General features: G+C 40.1%; 16 protein-coding genes. 10 read left to right on the plus strand and 6 right to left on the minus strand.

The annotated features are described in order from the left end of the window. The first annotated feature begins 44 nt into the window (after window positions 1–44). The 4 genes from IQ31_RS11725 to IQ31_RS11740 all read left to right on the plus strand — a co-directional run bounded on the left by IQ31_RS11725 (window position 45) and on the right by IQ31_RS11740 (window position 4,303). The gene (locus IQ31_RS11725; protein WP_145328105.1) at window positions 45–737 is read left to right on the plus strand and encodes an outer membrane beta-barrel protein; all 693 of its coding nucleotides are present in this window, start codon (window positions 45–47) and stop codon (window positions 735–737) included. A gap of 27 nt (window positions 738–764) precedes the next feature. Further along, on the plus strand, window positions 765–2,060 hold the full coding sequence (gene porK / locus IQ31_RS11730) for a T9SS ring complex lipoprotein PorK/GldK (RefSeq protein ID WP_145328106.1): 1,296 nt from the start codon (window positions 765–767) through the stop codon (window positions 2,058–2,060). A gap of 31 nt (window positions 2,061–2,091) precedes the next feature. Next, window positions 2,092–3,072, plus strand: coding sequence for a type IX secretion system ring subunit PorN/GldN (gene porN / locus IQ31_RS11735; protein ID WP_145328107.1), 981 nt, complete (start codon window positions 2,092–2,094; stop codon window positions 3,070–3,072). Window positions 3,073–3,340: 268 nt separating this feature from the next. Next, window positions 3,341–4,303, plus strand: coding sequence for a nucleotidyltransferase family protein (locus IQ31_RS11740; protein ID WP_244294459.1), 963 nt, complete (start codon window positions 3,341–3,343; stop codon window positions 4,301–4,303). Window positions 4,304–4,350: 47 nt separating this feature from the next. Here the strand turns inward: IQ31_RS11740 and IQ31_RS11745 are convergent, their stop codons facing one another. Then, window positions 4,351–5,451: a nucleotidyltransferase domain-containing protein gene (locus tag IQ31_RS11745; RefSeq protein ID WP_145328108.1), complete on the minus strand. Its 1,101-nt coding sequence runs from the start codon at window positions 5,449–5,451 to the stop codon at window positions 4,351–4,353. A 207-nt stretch (window positions 5,452–5,658) separates the two neighbouring features. Between IQ31_RS11745 and IQ31_RS11750 the strand changes: the two genes are divergently transcribed. Beyond that, window positions 5,659–7,572, plus strand: coding sequence for a polysaccharide biosynthesis protein (locus IQ31_RS11750; RefSeq protein ID WP_145328109.1), 1,914 nt, complete (start codon window positions 5,659–5,661; stop codon window positions 7,570–7,572). A gap of 142 nt (window positions 7,573–7,714) precedes the next feature. On the opposite strand, the gene IQ31_RS11755 is transcribed toward IQ31_RS11750, so the two are convergent. Further along, on the minus strand, window positions 7,715–7,993 hold the full coding sequence (locus IQ31_RS11755; protein ID WP_145328110.1) for a helix-turn-helix domain-containing protein: 279 nt from the start codon (window positions 7,991–7,993) through the stop codon (window positions 7,715–7,717). 45 nt (window positions 7,994–8,038) lie between these two features. Between IQ31_RS11755 and IQ31_RS28065 the strand changes: the two genes are divergently transcribed. Then, window positions 8,039–8,263: an IS3 family transposase gene (locus IQ31_RS28065; protein ID WP_280176854.1), complete on the plus strand. Its 225-nt coding sequence runs from the start codon at window positions 8,039–8,041 to the stop codon at window positions 8,261–8,263. Window positions 8,264–8,690: 427 nt separating this feature from the next. On the opposite strand, the gene IQ31_RS11765 is transcribed toward IQ31_RS28065, so the two are convergent. Continuing rightward, a complete protein-coding gene (locus IQ31_RS11765; RefSeq protein WP_145328111.1) occupies window positions 8,691–9,140 on the minus strand; it encodes a hypothetical protein in 450 nt (149 codons plus the stop codon). Between the two features lie 886 nt (window positions 9,141–10,026). Here IQ31_RS11765 and IQ31_RS11770 point away from each other — a divergent pair. Genes IQ31_RS11770 through IQ31_RS11785 form a run of 4 tightly spaced genes read left to right on the plus strand, consistent with a single transcriptional unit; the run spans window position 10,027 to window position 15,572 of the window. Beyond that, complete coding sequence (locus IQ31_RS11770; protein ID WP_145328112.1) at window positions 10,027–10,404, plus strand: hypothetical protein; 378 nt, start codon at window positions 10,027–10,029, stop codon at window positions 10,402–10,404. 1 nt (window position 10,405) lies between these two features. Continuing rightward, the gene (locus tag IQ31_RS11775) at window positions 10,406–11,020 is read left to right on the plus strand and encodes a TlpA family protein disulfide reductase (RefSeq protein ID WP_145328113.1); all 615 of its coding nucleotides are present in this window, start codon (window positions 10,406–10,408) and stop codon (window positions 11,018–11,020) included. A 56-nt stretch (window positions 11,021–11,076) separates the two neighbouring features. Beyond that, the gene (locus IQ31_RS11780) at window positions 11,077–14,160 is read left to right on the plus strand and encodes a SusC/RagA family TonB-linked outer membrane protein (protein WP_158638862.1); all 3,084 of its coding nucleotides are present in this window, start codon (window positions 11,077–11,079) and stop codon (window positions 14,158–14,160) included. Window positions 14,161–14,171: 11 nt separating this feature from the next. Then, on the plus strand, window positions 14,172–15,572 hold the full coding sequence (locus tag IQ31_RS11785; RefSeq protein WP_145328115.1) for a RagB/SusD family nutrient uptake outer membrane protein: 1,401 nt from the start codon (window positions 14,172–14,174) through the stop codon (window positions 15,570–15,572). A gap of 74 nt (window positions 15,573–15,646) precedes the next feature. On the opposite strand, the gene IQ31_RS11790 is transcribed toward IQ31_RS11785, so the two are convergent. The 3 genes from IQ31_RS11790 to IQ31_RS11800 form a co-directional block, all read right to left on the minus strand. Beyond that, window positions 15,647–16,048, minus strand: coding sequence for a hypothetical protein (locus tag IQ31_RS11790; protein WP_145328116.1), 402 nt, complete (start codon window positions 16,046–16,048; stop codon window positions 15,647–15,649). 361 nt (window positions 16,049–16,409) lie between these two features. Further along, complete coding sequence (locus IQ31_RS11795) at window positions 16,410–17,111, minus strand: PRC-barrel domain-containing protein (protein WP_145328117.1); 702 nt, start codon at window positions 17,109–17,111, stop codon at window positions 16,410–16,412. A 34-nt stretch (window positions 17,112–17,145) separates the two neighbouring features. Beyond that, complete coding sequence (locus IQ31_RS11800) at window positions 17,146–17,790, minus strand: OmpA family protein (RefSeq protein WP_070565928.1); 645 nt, start codon at window positions 17,788–17,790, stop codon at window positions 17,146–17,148. Window positions 17,791–17,808 lie beyond the last annotated feature (18 nt).

Raw genomic sequence — 17,808 nt, forward strand, 5'->3', positions numbered from 1 at the left:
AAAGGCTAAGCCGTTCTTATTAATATCTTAATACATTCAACCAAATGAAAAAACTTCTATTATTTAGTTTTATTGCTGTATGTTGCCTTATATCCAGTTCTGTTTCTGCACAATTCTCCAAGCCGATCAGCATTGGAGCAGGTGCTGGAGGTACCTTTAATCTCACCGATCTAGGAAATGTTGAGTCTAAATTTGCTTTTTATGGGGAGTTGGATTATCTCATCACACCTTTTATCTCTGTCGGACTACATGGCGAAAAAGGAACCTTGGCAGGCAATGGTTATGAAAGCGACTTTAAGAATCGATATTTCGCTGGAAATATCAACGGTAAAATCCGGGTAGGTCAATTTTTGGATGGAGCGAAGAATTACAGTTATTATACCTTGCAGGCAAATACCTTATCACGTATTCTTTCTAATGTGTACGTGGGCGCTGGAGCCGGATTGGTTAAAAATCGTATTTCAAGAAATATTTCAACGCTATATGCCAATTACCTGGAATCTTCAGGAGGTGAAATAGCAAAAGATCCCGGTGAAATTCATTTTGTGGTGCCTTTAGAGGTAGGGGTTGATATTCCTTTTGGACGTACTTTATACGGGCCACAATGGGCAATTAATGTTAACTATCAACATACACTAACCTTTAACGATAATCTGGATGGTATTATCAATAAGAATAACGATCAATATGGTTTTGTCTCTGTAGGTGTGAAATATGCATTGTTCAATCGTAAATAGGCCAGTTTAAATCTAAATAGAATAATAATGAACATACTAAAAAGTTATAATGGGAACCGTTTCTTCGCACTTTTTTCTTTAGCTATATTAATCGGTTTCACAGCGTGCAAGTCGAATACAGCGATGTATAAAGCACCGAAAGTAAATGCGTTTAAAGGCGGAAAGTTACCGCCCCCTCCTGGAATGGTTTATATTCCGTCGGGAACTATTTTGTTCAAAGGATCATTGGATAGCGGCAACGTCGGGAAAAATGTGAGCGTGAGTGCATTTTTTATTGATGAAGCGGAAGTAACCAATAAACAATACCGTGAATTTGTTAATTGGGTAGCAGATTCGGTTGCTGTAACGGATTATCTAAATGACGATCAATATTTTATGGACGTAGCAGGTGAACAGGTAGGACAAAAGCGGATCAACTGGGCGAAAGTAAAAAAAATATCCCCAATTTGGAGAAGCAATGATCCTGCGATCCAAGAGCGTATTGCTCCTATGCTTGAAATGCAGGGCAATAGACGAGCACTCAATCCAGAGATGATCAAATATCGTTTCTCTTACCTTCAGTCGAAAGGGAATGTGAAAAAGAAATATGTGACCGATACGGTAGCCGTAATGCCCGTTGAAGATATTTGGACAAAAGATTTTCCGAATGCGCAACTTGCATCGTTAGATGCGAATTACTTTACCCACCCTTCGTTTGATTTTTATCCCGTAGTGGGGGTTACTTGGAGGCAGGCGCGTGCATTTACCGACTGGCGTGCAAATGAGATGGCCGCTACCGTATTGAAAAATTCCTATCTCAATGGCTATCAGCTGAGCTTGAGCCTACCCACGGAAGCACAATGGCAATATGCGGCTTCTGGTAAATTGGATCCTCAGGATACGATTGCAGGATCGCGTATGACCATTGATGGTGCGGAAGGTAAAAAGAAATTGGCTGTCAATTTTAAACAGGGTGAAGGAACGTATTCGCGTGACGGTGCCACGTTTACGCTTCCAGTGAAATCGTATATGCCGAATGCGTTTGGTGTGTATAATATGGCTGGTAACGTGTCTGAATGGACCCTCGATGCGTATAGCCCCTCTGCAGTGGTTTTTGTGAATGACTTAAATCCAGCGCTACTGTACGACGCTGATGAAAAGGATGGCGATGCTTTGAAACGTAAAGTGGTGCGCGGCGGATCTTGGAAAGATAACGGTGAACAGTTAAATAGTGAAACCCGAAATTACTCGGTAGATTATGAACCACATTCTTACATTGGTTTCCGTTGTGTGATGTCGGCATTTGAAATGCCAACCGTTCAAAGTAAAACACGTAAATATTAATTCGCTGTTGTATATATAAAAATCGATAACAATGAAAAAAGAAATAATATTGATAGCGGCGATGGCTTTTGGAATTGGGTCATTGTTTGCGCAACAGGAAACCACAATAGATACTGTACCTGCGCAACAGCGCATGTTGCAAACGGGTGCATCAACGCCTATCCCTTCGGGGGAGGTAATCCAGGATACCATTCCATTAGAGGATGGCTTTTTCCAGGCGAATAGTATGGAAGATGCCGTACCTTTTGCTTACCCAGAGGTGAATAAAAAGAATATCCGCTTTTACAAACGTGTGTGGCGCGATATTGATCTCAAGGATGAAAAGAATAATCTATTGGCCGTGCCGGGCAATTCATTGATTGAAGTAATCATGAAAGCCATTGAAAAAGGAAAACTTTCACTTTATAGTCCGGATGATGATTCGTTTAAAGGGCGGTTAAGTGCCCAAGAAGGGATGGCTCGCTTTGCAGATAGCGTGCTGGTTCCAATTTTTGATGGTGAGGGTAATCAGATCGACTCGAAGATGGCGCTGAATGAGTTTGATCCGGCACGCGTGACTAAATTTAGAGTAAAGGAGGATATTTTCTTTGATAAGCAACGTAGCCGATTGGAGACACGTATTATTGGTGTGGCACCTTTAATGAATATCACCACATCAGCTGAGCTTGCGGAATCTGTCGGTGCAACGCCGGCTTTTTGGTTGTATTTCCCACAATTGCGTTACAGTTTGATACAGGTCGATATTTCTGATCCGGATAAAGGACTTTATGATATGACCATGGACGATTTCTTTGTACAGAACAAATTTGCAAGTACAATTGTGAGGGAATCTTCCCCTGGTATGTTGCAAAATCTGAAAGATACCGAAAATGGAGGACAGCAGCTGGACGGTAAAAAAGTGGAGGAGAAGCTAGATGCCTATAAAAAGAAACTATGGAGTAATCCGAAAGGCGTAAAGGCGGAGGAGCTTGAGGGAAATAAGGCTGAAGGAGAGACAAAAGAAGAGAAATAATAATAAATACGATAAAGTAGTAGTGGTGCCTCTCCTTAGAAAAGATGAGGCATCACTATTTTAGGGTCCTATAGGGTTCTTTTTAATCAATTCTTCATGGTTTGTTCATGGGAAAGGATAAATAATGGCATATGTTTTGTTATTTTATGCTTCTATTTTCCTATAAATTCTCGAACGCAAAATATGAAATTAGTCCTTCAACGTAAGAAGGAAAGTATCTTTTAAGGCATATTTAAAACAACAAACAAACAGATAAGATCAAATAGTCATGTTAAGAAATGAAATGTATTCGCAAAAACCCATTCTAGTCATCTTGGCTGCAGGAATGGCCAGCCGTTATGGTTCTGCAAAACAGGTAGAATGCTTTGGCCCCTTTGGAGAAAAAATTATAGATTATTCAATTTATGATGCGATAAAGGCTGGCTTTGGAAAAGTCGTTTTTGTCATTCGGGAGGAGTTTTTGGAGGTGATGAAAACCAATGTAGGGGATAAACTGCCTGATTCCGTTGAAGTTGCATACGCTTATCAGGATTTTGACTTGAAAAAATTTGGTGTGGATCGCGTCGTCGAACGTCAGAAGCCTTGGGGAACAGGACATGCTGTAATGAGTGCCGAGCAAGAGGTGGATAGGCCATTTTGTGTGATCAATGCGGATGACTTTTACGGCTATGATGCCTTTCAGAAAATGGCTACTTTTTTACAGCATCAAGCCAATGATACGGAAATGGCATTGGTTGGATTTGAGGTTGGAAATACCCTTTCAGACTTTGGCTATGTCTCGCGTGGTGTATGTGAAGTAAATGCTACGAATCATTTACAAAGCGTTACGGAAAGAACTAACATTTATCGAAAAGACAGCGATATCGTCTACGCGCAGGAAGAGAAAGAAACTATATTACCTGGCAATACACGGGTGTCGATGAATTTTTGGGGATTTACGCCTAAAATATTTGAAGTAGCACGCGCATTATTTCCTGATTTTGTGGAGCAAAATCACGAGAACCCGAAAGCAGAGTTCTTTATTCCCGATTTGCCGGATTATATGGTAAAACAAGGCATTGCGAACTTCTCTGTACTTCCAACCGATGCAAAGTGGTTTGGTGTGACGTATAAGGAAGATAAGGATCAGGTTCAACAAAGTATTCATCAATTGATTGAGTGCGGAGATTATCCGCAACGCTTATGGCCGGAGAAGAAGGTGGTTGATGAAAGTATTTATTTAGATTTTTAATACAAATGATAGCGTCTCTAGTTCTAATTTTAGATCGGAGACGCGTTTTAATCACTATCTTTTCCTAGAAACTTGGAGTATGCTTGAACGAAGGGAAATGCGATAGCTTCCTGTGGAGCATATTTAAGATACCTTTTAAAATTTCCCCAAAGACGTTTACCAGAATCTGGTCGATAGAAAAACTTTGATTTTTCCCCCTGCTCAAATCTTTCATCATTGAATCCAAAATTTCCGGAATACCATACTTCATCTAGCATCCAATCGACACGGGTATCTTTGGGGTAAGGAAATGGAATCGCAGTGTGTGGAAGCCCAATATATTCGACAAGCAATTTATGAAGCAAGTGAGTCCATTTGAGCATTCCGGTTTTCTTATAAATCGCATACAATGCCTGACCATCAATATTGGGAAGTACACTATAATATAATCTCGCGGAATCGCAAAACTGACGCAAGCTAATACCGTAAGTAATCAGATGTTTCAAAATATGAATATTGACCTGCAGTATTTGAAGCTCTGGAGCCAGCACTCGAACGTGGACGTTGTTTATCGTCACTATTTGCTGTCGATCTTTATATAGAGATAAGAGTTTCTTTAGATAACTGCTTTTTAATGGACTTCTAAAATCAAATGTTTTCTTGTGATGCTCAATATGAATATTTTTCCAATAGTAATGAAGACTGAAGCCTGCTGTATCCTCAAAATCAAGATGATTTTCTTTGAGGTAGTTTCTTGCTTGACTATAATCATCTTCTTCAAAACACCAATCAATATCTCCACTGATCCGATGCGGAGGAATGCGGTAATAGGATGCGACACCCTGCCCCTTTTGTAAAATCGGGCGGATACCATTTTGCGTAAACAACGAAAACTGTTCGGCAATCACTGCATTCATCTTTGCATTATGACGTTCGATCTTGTCCACACGGATAGCCCATTTTAAACGTAAAGAAGCTGGTGGTAATTGATCTTCTGTTAAAATTGTAAAACTGTCATAGATAATCCCTTCAACAGTGTGGTTGTTCGCATATTTTAGGATGCTATTCCAATTGTCATCGGATAAGGGTGTGTTGAGGGAAAGCTTCCCTTCTCCCCAAAGACCGATTCGCAATAACTGAAAAAAAATATCTCTTAGTTGATTGTTCATTTGGTTTTGCAAATAGAGGTTATTCCAAATATAATAATTTATAGGCTATACTTAATGAATTACGCGTAATAATTAAATGCAATTTAGTGCCAAAAAATCTCCTATTAGCGAGATCTCGAGTAGCAAAATATTTTTATTAAACATCGCTTTTATTTTGCTACATTTACGCAAACTTGAACCTCGAAAGGGAACTTTAATGCATTTTCAATGAGTAATTTATGGAGGGAGGGCTTGTCCGTTAACAAGCCGCGTTGGGTCATTCTTTTAATAGATATGATCATAGTAGTGGTGTCCTTTCTTGCCAGCTATGTGCTCATCTTTAAACATAGGGGCGGCGTTGAGCTGGATGCGTTGGGCATACAACTCATTTTGGTCTCCACCATTTATCTGATCTGCTTTCTTTTACTGGGAACATTTAAAGGGGTTATACATAAAACCGGCCTCCGCGAATTACAACGGATGGTGTTTGCGATCGGACTGGGCTATTTTTCTTCTGTCCTTGTATGCAAGCTGTTAGAGTGGACGCAGCCTTCTTTCTTGCATGAAGCCTTTCCTTTCTCTGATACCCAGCTGCTTTTTCATGCGCTGATAGCGGGATTTGGAATGACGTTTAGCCGCGTGCTTTATCGGGCATTGTACCATGAGCTGATGTGGGGAGGTAAAGACAACCGTATTCCCGTGATCCTTTTTGGCGCCGGAAATATGGGCAATACCACCTTTCACTTTATCCATACAACATCGCGCACCAAATACCGCATTGTAGCCATTATGGACGATAATCCGCATCGTATCGGCAACCGTATCCAAGGCTTTAGAATCCACGATATCAATAAATTGAATAAAGAGTTCGTCAATCGCCATGGTAATGCTGCGGAATTGATTGTTGCTATCGACAATCGGTCGCCCGAACGCTTGAGTAACGTTTTTAGGCTGGCGGAACCGATTCCATTAGTCGTCAAAATTATTCCGGATACGGCACGTCTGTTGGCGGGAGAGGTGGCAACCCGCCAGATCCGAAGCTTGCGCATCGAAGATCTACTGGGACGAAAAGCCATTGATCTGGACAACCCGTCCATTGCGGCAGAGATGAAGGATCAAATTGTATTGGTAACGGGCGGTGCGGGTTCAATTGGTGGTGAACTGGTGCGACAGCTTGCACATACGGATCTCAAACAGCTGATCGTGGTGGACCAGGCAGAATCTGCGCTGTATGATATTCAGCAGGAGCTGAGCGCGTCGGCAAATTTTGATCGGTGCCTGTTTATGGTAGGTAATGTCAGGGATGCGCTATTTATGGAAACTTTGTTCCAGGTTTACGGACCGACTTACGTCTTTCATGCTGCAGCATATAAGCATGTTCCGCTGATGGAGGCCAATCCGTACGAATCAATTTTAACGAATGTATGGGGGTCTTATAATGTGGCGCAATTGGCGGACAAGTATGGGGTATCTAAATTTGTGATGGTGTCTACGGATAAAGCCGTGAATCCGACAAATGTGATGGGAGCAACAAAACGTGTCGCTGAAATTGCGATATCCACCGTCAATAGCAACTCCAAAACGAACTTCATCATCACGCGCTTTGGTAATGTATTGGGATCTAATGGTTCGGTCATCCCGCTATTTGAAAAGCAGATGCTCAAAGGAGGGCCGCTCACCATTACCGATCCAAATATTACCCGTTATTTTATGACCATACCCGAAGCCTGTCAATTGGTGCAGGAAGCCGCAGTAATGGGTAAAGGTGGGGAAATATTTGTCTTTGATATGGGTGAGCCGGTCAAGATCATAGATCTGGCCAAACAGATGATCCGTTTGAAGGGCTACAACTACCCTGAGGATATTGATATTAAGTTTGTCGGTCTGCGCCCGGGTGAGAAAATTTTTGAGGAGCTGCTGGCGAATGGCGAAAACACCGAGAAGACTTATCACGAAAAGATCATGATCGCGAAGGTAAATACTCCCGATCTGGACGTACAAAAAGCGAGAGTAGAGCAATTGTGTGCGCTGGCAAAAACAGCTGATCCGAATACCGATAAGATGAAATTGGTGCAGCTGGTGAAGGATATCGTTCCGGAATACCGCTCTCAGAACTCTGTTTTTGAAACATTGGACAAATAGCCATTTCCGAAAAGGAGTGGCTTTAATGCGACAGATTTCAGCTATAACAGCATGTAGTGCGGCTGGTATTTAAACAATATCTTTTTTGTATAGTTCCTCATAGAGTTGAATAATCTTCATCTGAATTTGCATGATTTCTTCTTCACGTTGTCGTATTTTTTTTTAAAATTTCAGCACACTCATCTTGTTCTTTTACTTTACCTTTGTTCCGTTGAGGCAATACATGTTGAGCTAATAACTGTACAGTTGTCAAATTAAATACGCTTGCGATTTGATTTAAGCGAGAGAGCGTAATCGTGGTAAATCCTGTTTCGATCTTTGAAACAGCGGGAGTAGATAAGTTCAATTTTTTGGCAAATTCTTTTTGTTCCCAGCCTTTTTGTATTCGAAGTAATCTAAACGCCTTCCCTATGTTTTTCATGAAAAAAAATAATTTACCGTTAAGTTCTAAAAAATAGATGTTACATTGTACAGTTGCAAAAGAATCCCTCTGACGCTTTGTCAAAAAAGGAAAACGCTAAAATCCGAGCAGATTTACAGCAATAAATTGATTACCAAGGGTCAGATGAAAGCAGAACTATTCGAATACATAGAAATCTGGTATAATCGAGAACGTCGTCACTCCACATTGGGAAATCTTACAATTGAGCAATTTAATAACAAAGAGCAAAAAATTAAAAAAGCTGCTTAACTAGCACTGCCGATTTTATTTGCAAGTCCACTTTTTCATTTTAATGATAGAGTTGCTCTAACAAAAAAAACTCCCCACACATCAAGTGATGCGAGAGGAGTACCTTCTATAAACTAAATATATTACGAAAAAAATCTATTTTTATGTAGATGGGGTTGACTCTTTTAGTAATAAAGCGCCCTAATAAATTAAGGCGCTTCGCTAGATGTTGGTATATTTCAACCGGCTGATCTAATATAGAAATAATTTTTTGAAATTGAAAAAATTATAAAAGATTTTTGATCTTTATTTTTGCCGTTTTGGATGCTACTTTAGGTTAACCCAATTATTGGTCGCTCGCCATCGCCGTGGAAGTAGTCGAAGAGTTTGCAGTATTAATCATGTCGCTTCTTTCGTTTTTCAGAGATAGTATAGGATTCTTAAATAGTTATTCGTATAGCTGTTCAAATGCATCTATCAGTTTCATATTTTGAGATTTCGCAATCGAAAAAACTTCATGGGCATAAAAATCATCTGCAGTTTGATTTAGTACTTTCGTGAATCTTGTATTTTCAATGCCTGCTTTTTCTGAAACTTCTGCTTGTGACGATACAAATTGAGTAATAAATTTTTGGTAGGTATTCAACTTCTTATTGTTTTTTACTTTGCCTTTTTGTTTTGCAAGATATTTTTTATGGGCTGTGTTGGCGATTTCGGATAATGCATTTTCACAGTCTTTGTCAAAGTCGTTCGATAGTAGTTTTACAGCATTATAAAAGTTTCGGCCTTTTACTACTGATAAATCACTATTTAGTTGGAAAGACTCTAAAGGATTTTTATCCGATAAAATCGCTTCAAACTCTTTGTTTAAAGTTTTCAAAAACTTTTCAAACTTCATTTTATATTTCTGTTAGTTAATGTCTTGAATTTATATCGCAATTTTATTTGCGATTATATTTTGTATTGTTATATTTGTATTATAATCAGTTCGCTGATTTAGTCTCGGGCACGAAACGGCAAATTTCAAAAGACGTGAGACGTAGGGTTTGCGACCCCCAATGCTTTTTGTATCTTTACAACAAGGAGGGGCAAGCTCCCCTATTGGAAACTGCGTCTGGGTTCTTTGCCGTACCTGTGTTCAGTGGAAGATAGTGGGGCTTGCCTCTTTTGTATTTATAAATGCTTGCCCTCTTACTTCCTCCTTGAGACTCTTGTTGATAACCCAACTTGTAAATTATGAAACAAAAAGAGTCATTAACCACAACAGAACGACGGCAGATCAAGGATCAGTTGAGTCAGCTTGCAGTATCACTGCTTATCAAGAACAAATACTGTCCACCTGAATAGCTTCTTAAAAGCTTAAAATCAACAATGGTCGATAGCCCCTGGGTATCGAATGGATATAAAAAGCCTTAATAGCCTATTTATAGCCTACCAATTGTTGATTTTACCGGCCTGTTTTTTTTAGATCCACGCTCTAAAATTGCACAGCCCTCATCTCTTTTATCTTCGCACTTTAAAAGTAAGGGTTTCCGATTTCAAAAGCAAAAATTTGAGAAAAACACTGTTATAGAAATTCTATAAAAAAAGGTCGGTTTTTTATTTTACCAACGGACGCGGTATCGTCTCTATCAAATTACGTGTAACTGTCCTGCACCGCGCCCGATAACCTATTTCTTATTTTTTCACTGCTGTGACCTGAGCCCATTCAGGCTCCCGCAAAATTCTGATTTCGGTCGGACAGGGAGAGCTATGTGCTAAGGTCACAGCCAAAAACTAAACACATGAAAGCCATTTATGAAGATCTCCTGCATCTCGACAGGCCATTCTACGAGATCCATGAAGACAGTTACGATCCATTGAAATGTATTGAACGCTTTTGGGGTAATTACGCGCTCGCCACCATACGCGAAAACCTCTATGCGTTGGACCTCAGATGCAGAACCCTTGGCGAAGCTTCCGAAAGCAAATTAGAAGCTCTACAGCAAACGCTGTTTTTGTCTGATATCCTGCGTGCGCTAATAGCGTATTTCCTGACGCATAGCCCCCATTTAGATACAAGCGCAATAAAACTGTCTACACTGGAAGCGAATAGGAAGGAAATCCAGCTAACTAAAAAAATCAACGATTTTTTTCAATCTATTAACCAGCCAAATCTTTAAGATGATGAAATCAACAATATACAATCTGTACAAAGCCTTTAAGAGCAAACGAGCACGAGTGTTGCTGCTGTGTTTGGTTCATATGTTTAGTTTATCTGCCCAGACGCCCCGCCAGGACAGCGGGGCCAAAGGGCTCAGCACTGCTCAACCTTTGATGATTGGGTTTAGAGTACCTGAAGAATTCTGGTCCCATGAGTTTATGATCTTTGAGAACAATAAATATGTCATGCGTACTTTAGCAGAATATCGTGGTAAACCTTTGATCTTGGATTTTTGGGCCACATGGTGTACCTCTTGCGTAGCGAATTTTCCTAAACTGGATCAATTGAAACGTCTCCATGGTGATAAAATTAATTTTTTACTTGTCAATAGCTTTGATAAAGATACCACAAAGATCGCAACAGTGTTTCGTGGTAAAAAAACTGAGAAATACAGAACGCAAACTCCCTCAGTCGTTTTAGATACTTTCCTTAAGCAGATATTTCCCCATAAAGCAGTGCCAATCTATATTTGGCTCGATCATTTCGGTAAACTGGGCGCGCTATCCACATCTGATTTTCTCAATGATAATCAAGTTAAAGTGCTGCTCGCTAGAATGAAAGGAGCGCAAGAATGAAAATACTGTTATTATTGGTAATAATCTCTTTCACTAGTCATTTGTATGGGCAACAAATGATAAAAGGAAAAGTATATGATGAAACTGGCGATCCTGTGACGAAGGTCACTCTTAGGGACAGTCAGAAGAAAATGTTGGGGGCAAGTGATAGCCAGGGCAATTTTAATATCGTTGTAACTCAATTGCCACTATGGATATATTGCAGCAAAATAGGCTATCTTACAGATTCAATTTACTTAAATAATGCAATAGGGATTGAAATTGTCCTTAAACAAAGCAATACCCAGTTGCAGGAAGCTGTGGTCTATAGTAATGGCTTTCAGAAGCTGCCCAAGGAAAGAGCGACAGGATCTTTTGAAAACTTGGGCAATGATCTGTTAAAAAGAAGGATTTCTTCCACAATCATAGGGCAATTGGATGGTCTGGCAACAGGACTCCAGTTTGATAATAGGACAAAGAGCGCTCAACTGAACATCCGCGGCCTCAATTCTTTTTCGGGAGGAAATGTGAAGCCGCTTATTGTACTGGATAATTTCCCCTTCGAAGGGACATTGGATCAGATCAACCCAAATGATGTCGAAGACGTAACCCTACTAAAGGATGCTGCGGCAACTTCAATATGGGGAGCAAGAGCAGGAAACGGTGTAATCGTGATCACAACGAAAAAAGCCACAAATAAATTTAAGATAGACTTTTCTTCGAATTGGACTTTTCAGCCTCCCGATGATTTATATTATGAACCTATTGTGAATTCAACTGACTTTATAGATCTCGAAATGATGCTTTTTGATAAAGGACATTTTGACAATCAATTCTCCAACCCATTGGCATTACGTAAAATAGTCCTGTCGCCAGTGGTAGATCTGTTACAAAAATTGAGATTGGGGGAGATACAGCAGGATGAGGCTGACCGTAAAATTCGATCCTGGCGATCTTATGACTATAGAAAGGACAAAGAAAAATTTTATAGAGTAGCCGCACTTCAACAAGATTATATAAGAATAAATAGCGGCAACACCCGATCCGATCACAGCGTTTCGATAGGTTGGGACAGAAACTTAAGTCAGCACATAAAAAGTCTATCAGATAGAATATCCATAAGACAGACTAACTTGTTTGATGTTACCGATAATTTACAGCTACAGGCAAATTTCTCCTATACATCAACCATTGATAGAGCACCGGCAGGGACCGATAACTTTTTCTATTATCCCTATACAAGGCTTTTTGATGATGTCGGAAACTCGATAACCGTGCCCTATCTGCTCAACCAAAATTACGTAAGCGAGCTAGGTGCTAAAAATGGGATAGACTGGACTCTCAACCCTATGGAGGATTTAAATAAATCGTTGACAAAAAATAAAATGGACCATTTTGCTGCAAATATGATTGCGAGATATTCAATATTTAAAGGAATTACCGGACAGTTGATCTATGGGGCTGAAACGCAAAAATCAAGAAATACTTCCTTATATGAAGAATCAAGTTTTTTCTCAAGAAATCTCATTAATCAGTTTACGCAGCAAACGAATGATGGAAAATTGAAATACATATTGCCAAAAGGAGCAATACAGGATAGATCGTTCAGTACGCTGATGAGCCATCGTATCCGTGCGCAGTTAGACTTTGCAAAAAATTGGGCAAATAGTCATGAACTTAATATACTCATAGGTACAGAGCTGAGCCACCGCAAGGTCGATGGTAATTCATACCGAAACTATGGTGTTGATGCCGATGTGCTGACGGTACAGAAAGTGGACTATGTCAATCCGTATCCAACTTTCGATAATCTTTACGGAAATAATTATATACCGTTTTATGGAAGTAATTCCCAAAATGTACAACGGTTTTTATCCTTATTCGCAAATGCGGCCTATACCTTTAATGGCAAGTACACTATTAGTGGCTCAATGCGAAAGGATGGAAGCAATGTATTTGGTGCTATAACAAATGAAAAATGGAACCCCCTTTGGTCTACAGGGGTAGCATGGGCATTGGCTGAAGAAAATTTTTTGAAGGATATATCCTGGATAAGCAGCCTCAAAATACGCGCGACATATGGTACAAGCGGAAATATTGGCGGCGGTGCCAATCGTGATCCGATTATGATATACAATGCGGCCACTGCGCAGTACACAAATTATCAATATGGTCTGATCAATACACCGCCCAACCCATACTTAAAATGGGAAGAAGTGCAGACTTTTAACAGTGCTCTAGAATTTTCAATGCTAAAAAATAGAATCTCTGGATCGGTTGAATGGTATAGCAAAAGATCTGTTGATCTGATTGCGCCTGATCAGATTGATCCGACTACAGGTTTTGGAAATGCCTACCGTAATATCGGTGTAATCAATGGCAGAGGATGGGATGCTAAATTAAGTATTGCTTCAAACCCTAATAGTTCGCTGAAATGGAATACGACGTTCGGATTTTCTTACTCAAAAAGTGTCGTGAAAGATTATAATGGTGCTATAAATACGACGATGAATTATGCAGAAAGCGGCCCGCAGATCTTAAATCCAATTCTGGATAAGGAATTGTATCCTGTATTTGCCTATCGTTTTGAGGGTTTAGATCCACAGAATGGAGATCCTCAAGGTAGCTATAAAGGTGAGGTCTCCAAAGATTATCAAAAGTTGCTGAATGATTCTTTGCAAAATCTGCATTATTATGGCTCAGCTTTACCAAGCCATTATGGCTTCTTAAGAGGAATGCTCGGGTGGAAGAAACTGCAGTTCACATTTTCTATAAATTATAAGTTTGGTCATTATTTTAGAAAACGGACTGTGGGATACGCGGGAATGTTCAATGGTACAGCAGGACATGGAGATTTCTATCAAAGGTGGCAAAATCCCGGCGATGAGAAATGGACTAACATCCCTTCAATGATATATCCCGCAAATACCAGCAGAGATAACTTTTATAAATATGCTGAGCCCAATGTCTTAAAAGGTGATGTCATCAGATTACAGGATCTGAGATTAAGTTATTCATTTGCAAAAATTCCCATACAGGTCAATGCTTCAGTAAATAATGTCGGCATTTTATGGAAAGCAAATAAGAAAGGCTTAGATCCCGATTATTTTAGTACCCCCCCAAGCCGAATCTATTCCTTTGGTATAAACGTCAATTTTTAAAACTTCACATTATGAAACTGTTAAGAAATATGATATCAGCTCGTCTATTATATTGCATGTGCCTGTTTACGCTAATGTCTTGCAACAAATTTCTGGACGAAAAGAGTGAAAGCTCTTTCGTAACCCCAAATTCATTGAAAGATCTACAGGCATTGCTCGATAATAATTATACCATAAACACAAATCTTGCACCCGGCTTATTAGAAATGAATACGGATGATTTCTATGTGACGACGGCTGTATTTAATGGACTTACTGAATTTGAAAAGAGCTTATATATTTGGGATGATGAACCGCAATTTCTGCCGGCAAATAACAATGTATACTGGAAAAATCCATTTCTAGCAATTTTTTATGCAAATACCGTGTTGGATAGATTAAGGAAGATGGAAAAAATAGAAGATGCCAATTATAATTATATTAAAGGTTCTGCATTATTCTTTCGGGCATACACTTATTATCAGATGGCCCAGGTATATTGTTCTGACTTCAGAAAAGATAATCCCGAGCATAACAATATTAGCTTGGGTATGCCTTTGAGATTAACGCCCAATTTTGAAGAAAAGTCGATACGGTCAACCTTGGATGAAACTTATCGACAGATATTGAACGATCTTGAAGAAGCGCTGAATCTGCTCCCTGTGCGCGTTGACTTTTCAACTAGGCCGTCACGTACCGCTGCACTCGCGATGTTGGCACGAGTAAATCTCTTGATGCAAAACTACGATAAAGCATTGGAATATGCGGAAAAAACCCTAGCGGTCCATAACGAGCTTATGGATTATAAATCAAGGAATCCAAATAGTACTACACCCTTTGAAATTATGAATCCCGAAACGATCTTTCTGGCCTATAATACAGATCTAACTATTTTAAATGCTAAAAGGGCAAATGTTGATTCAACCCTTTTCGGATTGTATGATGATGGAGATTTAAGAAAGACTATATTCTTTAATAAAAAAACGGATGGTACTATCGGTTTTAAAGGAAATTATGCAGGATTCTATAACTCGAGTTTCTTCTGCGGTCTGGCTGTGGATGAGATTTTTCTGATAAAATCAGAATGTTTGGCACGCAAAGGAGAATTGAATATGGCAAAAGCTACACTGGAGGTATTGCTGAATAAACGTTTTGCAAAGGAATATGTATTTCCTTCTGCACTCAAATCCCAGGATGAGGTATTGACATATATTTTGCAAGAACGCCGTAAGGAGCTGATTTTTAGAGGTATTAGGGTCTCTGACCTTAAAAGGCTTAATAGAGATCAAAAATTTCAGAAGACTTTGGTGCGCAAGATTGTACGGGATGGCGTGGAAAAATCCTATACACTTCCTCCAAATAATCTGCGATATCAAATATTGATTCCTCAAGATGTAGTTCAAATTACAGGCATGTTGCAAAATCCACGCTAAAAAGACTTGTATGATTATAGAAAAGCTCCAAACAAACTGATATTTGGAGCTTTTAAAAAAAACTGTGTTTCCTTCTATTCTGAACGGAAAGACTGTACGGTTTCATTCGGTGTCCCTGAACCGAGCGCATCACTGATACGCTGCGAAACGGACTCGCTAGGCTGCCCCGGTATAGTAACTGTGGCATTGAGATCTGGTTGCCCTGAACTGCCATTTTCAGGAGCATTTAAATTGCAGATAGTTTCTTTCTCTCCATCACAAGTAGTGCTGCTGCCTTTAGAATATTGTGAGGGATCCGTAAGATCATTATTGGAGGGATTAGGTGCGCCATCGAAATGCCACTCAATAAATTCGGGATCAACTTTATTTACTTTCACCTCTTCTTTTTTATCATGTGCATTTGCACCGATGATAAGGCCTGCCATCAAGGCACCTGTACCCAATGTGCCGATGATTCTTTTTACTAATGTTCTCATGTTTTTGTTTTTTATATGGTTATATTTTTGCTTATCCTTATTATCCTCCTGAATCGGCCGTGGAGTTGTTCCTGTTGACCGGCCGGGCATCTCCCTGTCCTCCGATCTGTTATCTTATACCAAAGTTAGCGCAGTAATCTGCCCTGGATGTATGACTTTTAGGTACGTAGTTGTATGATTTTTTGTGCGATGGCGACCGGTCTTCATTTTGGGGACGAGAGGTTTAATTTCAGGGGCGAATGCCAAATATGGGAAGATCTGCCTGCAGCTGTTAAGGACTAGGTTCCCGGAAAAAAAAAGGTTTTCAAACTGTAAAGAATGAAAACCTTTGGAATGGTAAGATCTTAACCTGATAAATTCTTTAGATTAAATCATTGGGATCACCATCTAAATTTCTATCGTATCTCGCACGTATACGTCGGGCACGCTCGCGCTTCGCAGCAAATTCGTCTGCCTTTGATCCCGGGCTATAAAATGTATCTTCATTAAAATGTGGATGTTGATAAAAATCCTGGTCATATACACTAGATCCCACCGTAAATCCGACATCACCTGTTCCCTCATAAATATGGCGAATGGATAATTCAGTATCCGGATCCAGGTAATTTTCACGGTACGCCGGTAGTCTGGTCAGCCGGTCGGCAGTAACCGGTACCACCACGACTTCACCATCATCGGCCGGATTATAGCGATAGTCTGTAGCTGGTTCCACGGGATCGATTTCATCTACCGGTAGTACGCCGCTGCGGTCGATGGGCTCCACGGTACCCGGCTCATCATTACTCGCCTGTATACGCTTCCCGTCATAAAGTGCAGCAACGCCAATGGGCACCAATATCTTTTTGTCGTCTTCAATAGGTAAATCTGCATCTTTCAGGTCAACAATAATATAGCGCACTTGTTGGCTTTGAGGGTCAAAAAGGAGGTCATCTACCTCACCTAGCGATTGTCCGGCTTGATTTTTTACTTTCCAGCCTCTAATATCTGGTTCACCATCAACGATTTCATAATCGCTTCCTCCTAATTCGATCAAATGGTCGTATTTTTTTTCGTCTAATGCCATGTCTTTAAATTTTTGAGTTCAAAACTTTAGGTTTCTATTTATTGCGGAAAACCACGATCTCTACATTTCGGTTTTGATTTTTTCCGCTTGCGCTTGCATTGTCAGCCACAGGAGCATTTTCTCCACGTGAATGTACGCTTACTTTGCTTTGGTCAATTCCACCTTGACTAACCAACCAGTCCTTCACGGCAGTAGCACGTTCCATGCCCAGTTGCTTGTTGTGGGATGCCGTGCCGGTAGAATCCGTATTCCCAAATACGCCTACGTAGGCACCTTGAAAATCTTTATTCAAAGCCGACGAAATTTGTTTAAGTTTCGCTTCGGAATTGCTTTGTATGGCGCTTTGGTCAGTGGCAAATAATATATTTTCGCCAAGCGAGTAAATGGTATAGCCATCACTGGAGCGTACGCGAATATCTTTGTCCGTGATATTCGGGTCCGAAGATTCAGCACTATTGAAATCTACTGAATTCCAGCTTGGTTCCGTTGTTGCAAGGGTATCCCCGCCCATATCGCCCTGATCCGTTACCATGCCGGTGCTGTCCCTGGTATCAGCGACATCGGATGCACTGTTATTACGATTTACAAAAAACAAGATTATTGCCAATGCAATAAGTGCGAGCAGAAGCCAAAGCCACCATGGTGCTCCGCTTTTAGGTTTTACTTCTAAATGTGCCATATAGCTATTATTTTTTCT

The organism is Sphingobacterium siyangense (assembly GCF_007830445.1).
Classification (GTDB): domain Bacteria; phylum Bacteroidota; class Bacteroidia; order Sphingobacteriales; family Sphingobacteriaceae; genus Sphingobacterium; species Sphingobacterium siyangense.

What these genes read in the sequence shown, in the direction of transcription:
- IQ31_RS11725 (WP_145328105.1), top strand. Translation starts at nt 45, where the DNA reads ATGAAAAAACTTCTATTATTTAGTTTTATTGCTGTATGTTGCCTTATA.
- porK (WP_145328106.1), top strand. Translation starts at nt 765, where the DNA reads ATGAACATACTAAAAAGTTATAATGGGAACCGTTTCTTCGCACTTTTT.
- porN (WP_145328107.1), top strand. Translation starts at nt 2,092, where the DNA reads ATGAAAAAAGAAATAATATTGATAGCGGCGATGGCTTTTGGAATTGGG.
- IQ31_RS11740 (WP_244294459.1), top strand. Translation starts at nt 3,341, where the DNA reads ATGTTAAGAAATGAAATGTATTCGCAAAAACCCATTCTAGTCATCTTG.
- IQ31_RS11745 (WP_145328108.1), bottom strand. Translation starts at nt 5,451, where the DNA reads ATGAACAATCAACTAAGAGATATTTTTTTTCAGTTATTGCGAATCGGT.
- IQ31_RS11750 (WP_145328109.1), top strand. Translation starts at nt 5,659, where the DNA reads ATGAGTAATTTATGGAGGGAGGGCTTGTCCGTTAACAAGCCGCGTTGG.
- IQ31_RS11755 (WP_145328110.1), bottom strand. Translation starts at nt 7,993, where the DNA reads ATGAAAAACATAGGGAAGGCGTTTAGATTACTTCGAATACAAAAAGGC.
- IQ31_RS11765 (WP_145328111.1), bottom strand. Translation starts at nt 9,140, where the DNA reads ATGAAGTTTGAAAAGTTTTTGAAAACTTTAAACAAAGAGTTTGAAGCG.
- IQ31_RS11770 (WP_145328112.1), top strand. Translation starts at nt 10,027, where the DNA reads ATGAAAGCCATTTATGAAGATCTCCTGCATCTCGACAGGCCATTCTAC.
- IQ31_RS11775 (WP_145328113.1), top strand. Translation starts at nt 10,406, where the DNA reads ATGATGAAATCAACAATATACAATCTGTACAAAGCCTTTAAGAGCAAA.
- IQ31_RS11780 (WP_158638862.1), top strand. Translation starts at nt 11,077, where the DNA reads ATGATAAAAGGAAAAGTATATGATGAAACTGGCGATCCTGTGACGAAG.
- IQ31_RS11785 (WP_145328115.1), top strand. Translation starts at nt 14,172, where the DNA reads ATGAAACTGTTAAGAAATATGATATCAGCTCGTCTATTATATTGCATG.
- IQ31_RS11790 (WP_145328116.1), bottom strand. Translation starts at nt 16,048, where the DNA reads ATGAGAACATTAGTAAAAAGAATCATCGGCACATTGGGTACAGGTGCC.
- IQ31_RS11795 (WP_145328117.1), bottom strand. Translation starts at nt 17,111, where the DNA reads ATGGCATTAGACGAAAAAAAATACGACCATTTGATCGAATTAGGAGGA.
- IQ31_RS11800 (WP_070565928.1), bottom strand. Translation starts at nt 17,790, where the DNA reads ATGGCACATTTAGAAGTAAAACCTAAAAGCGGAGCACCATGGTGGCTT.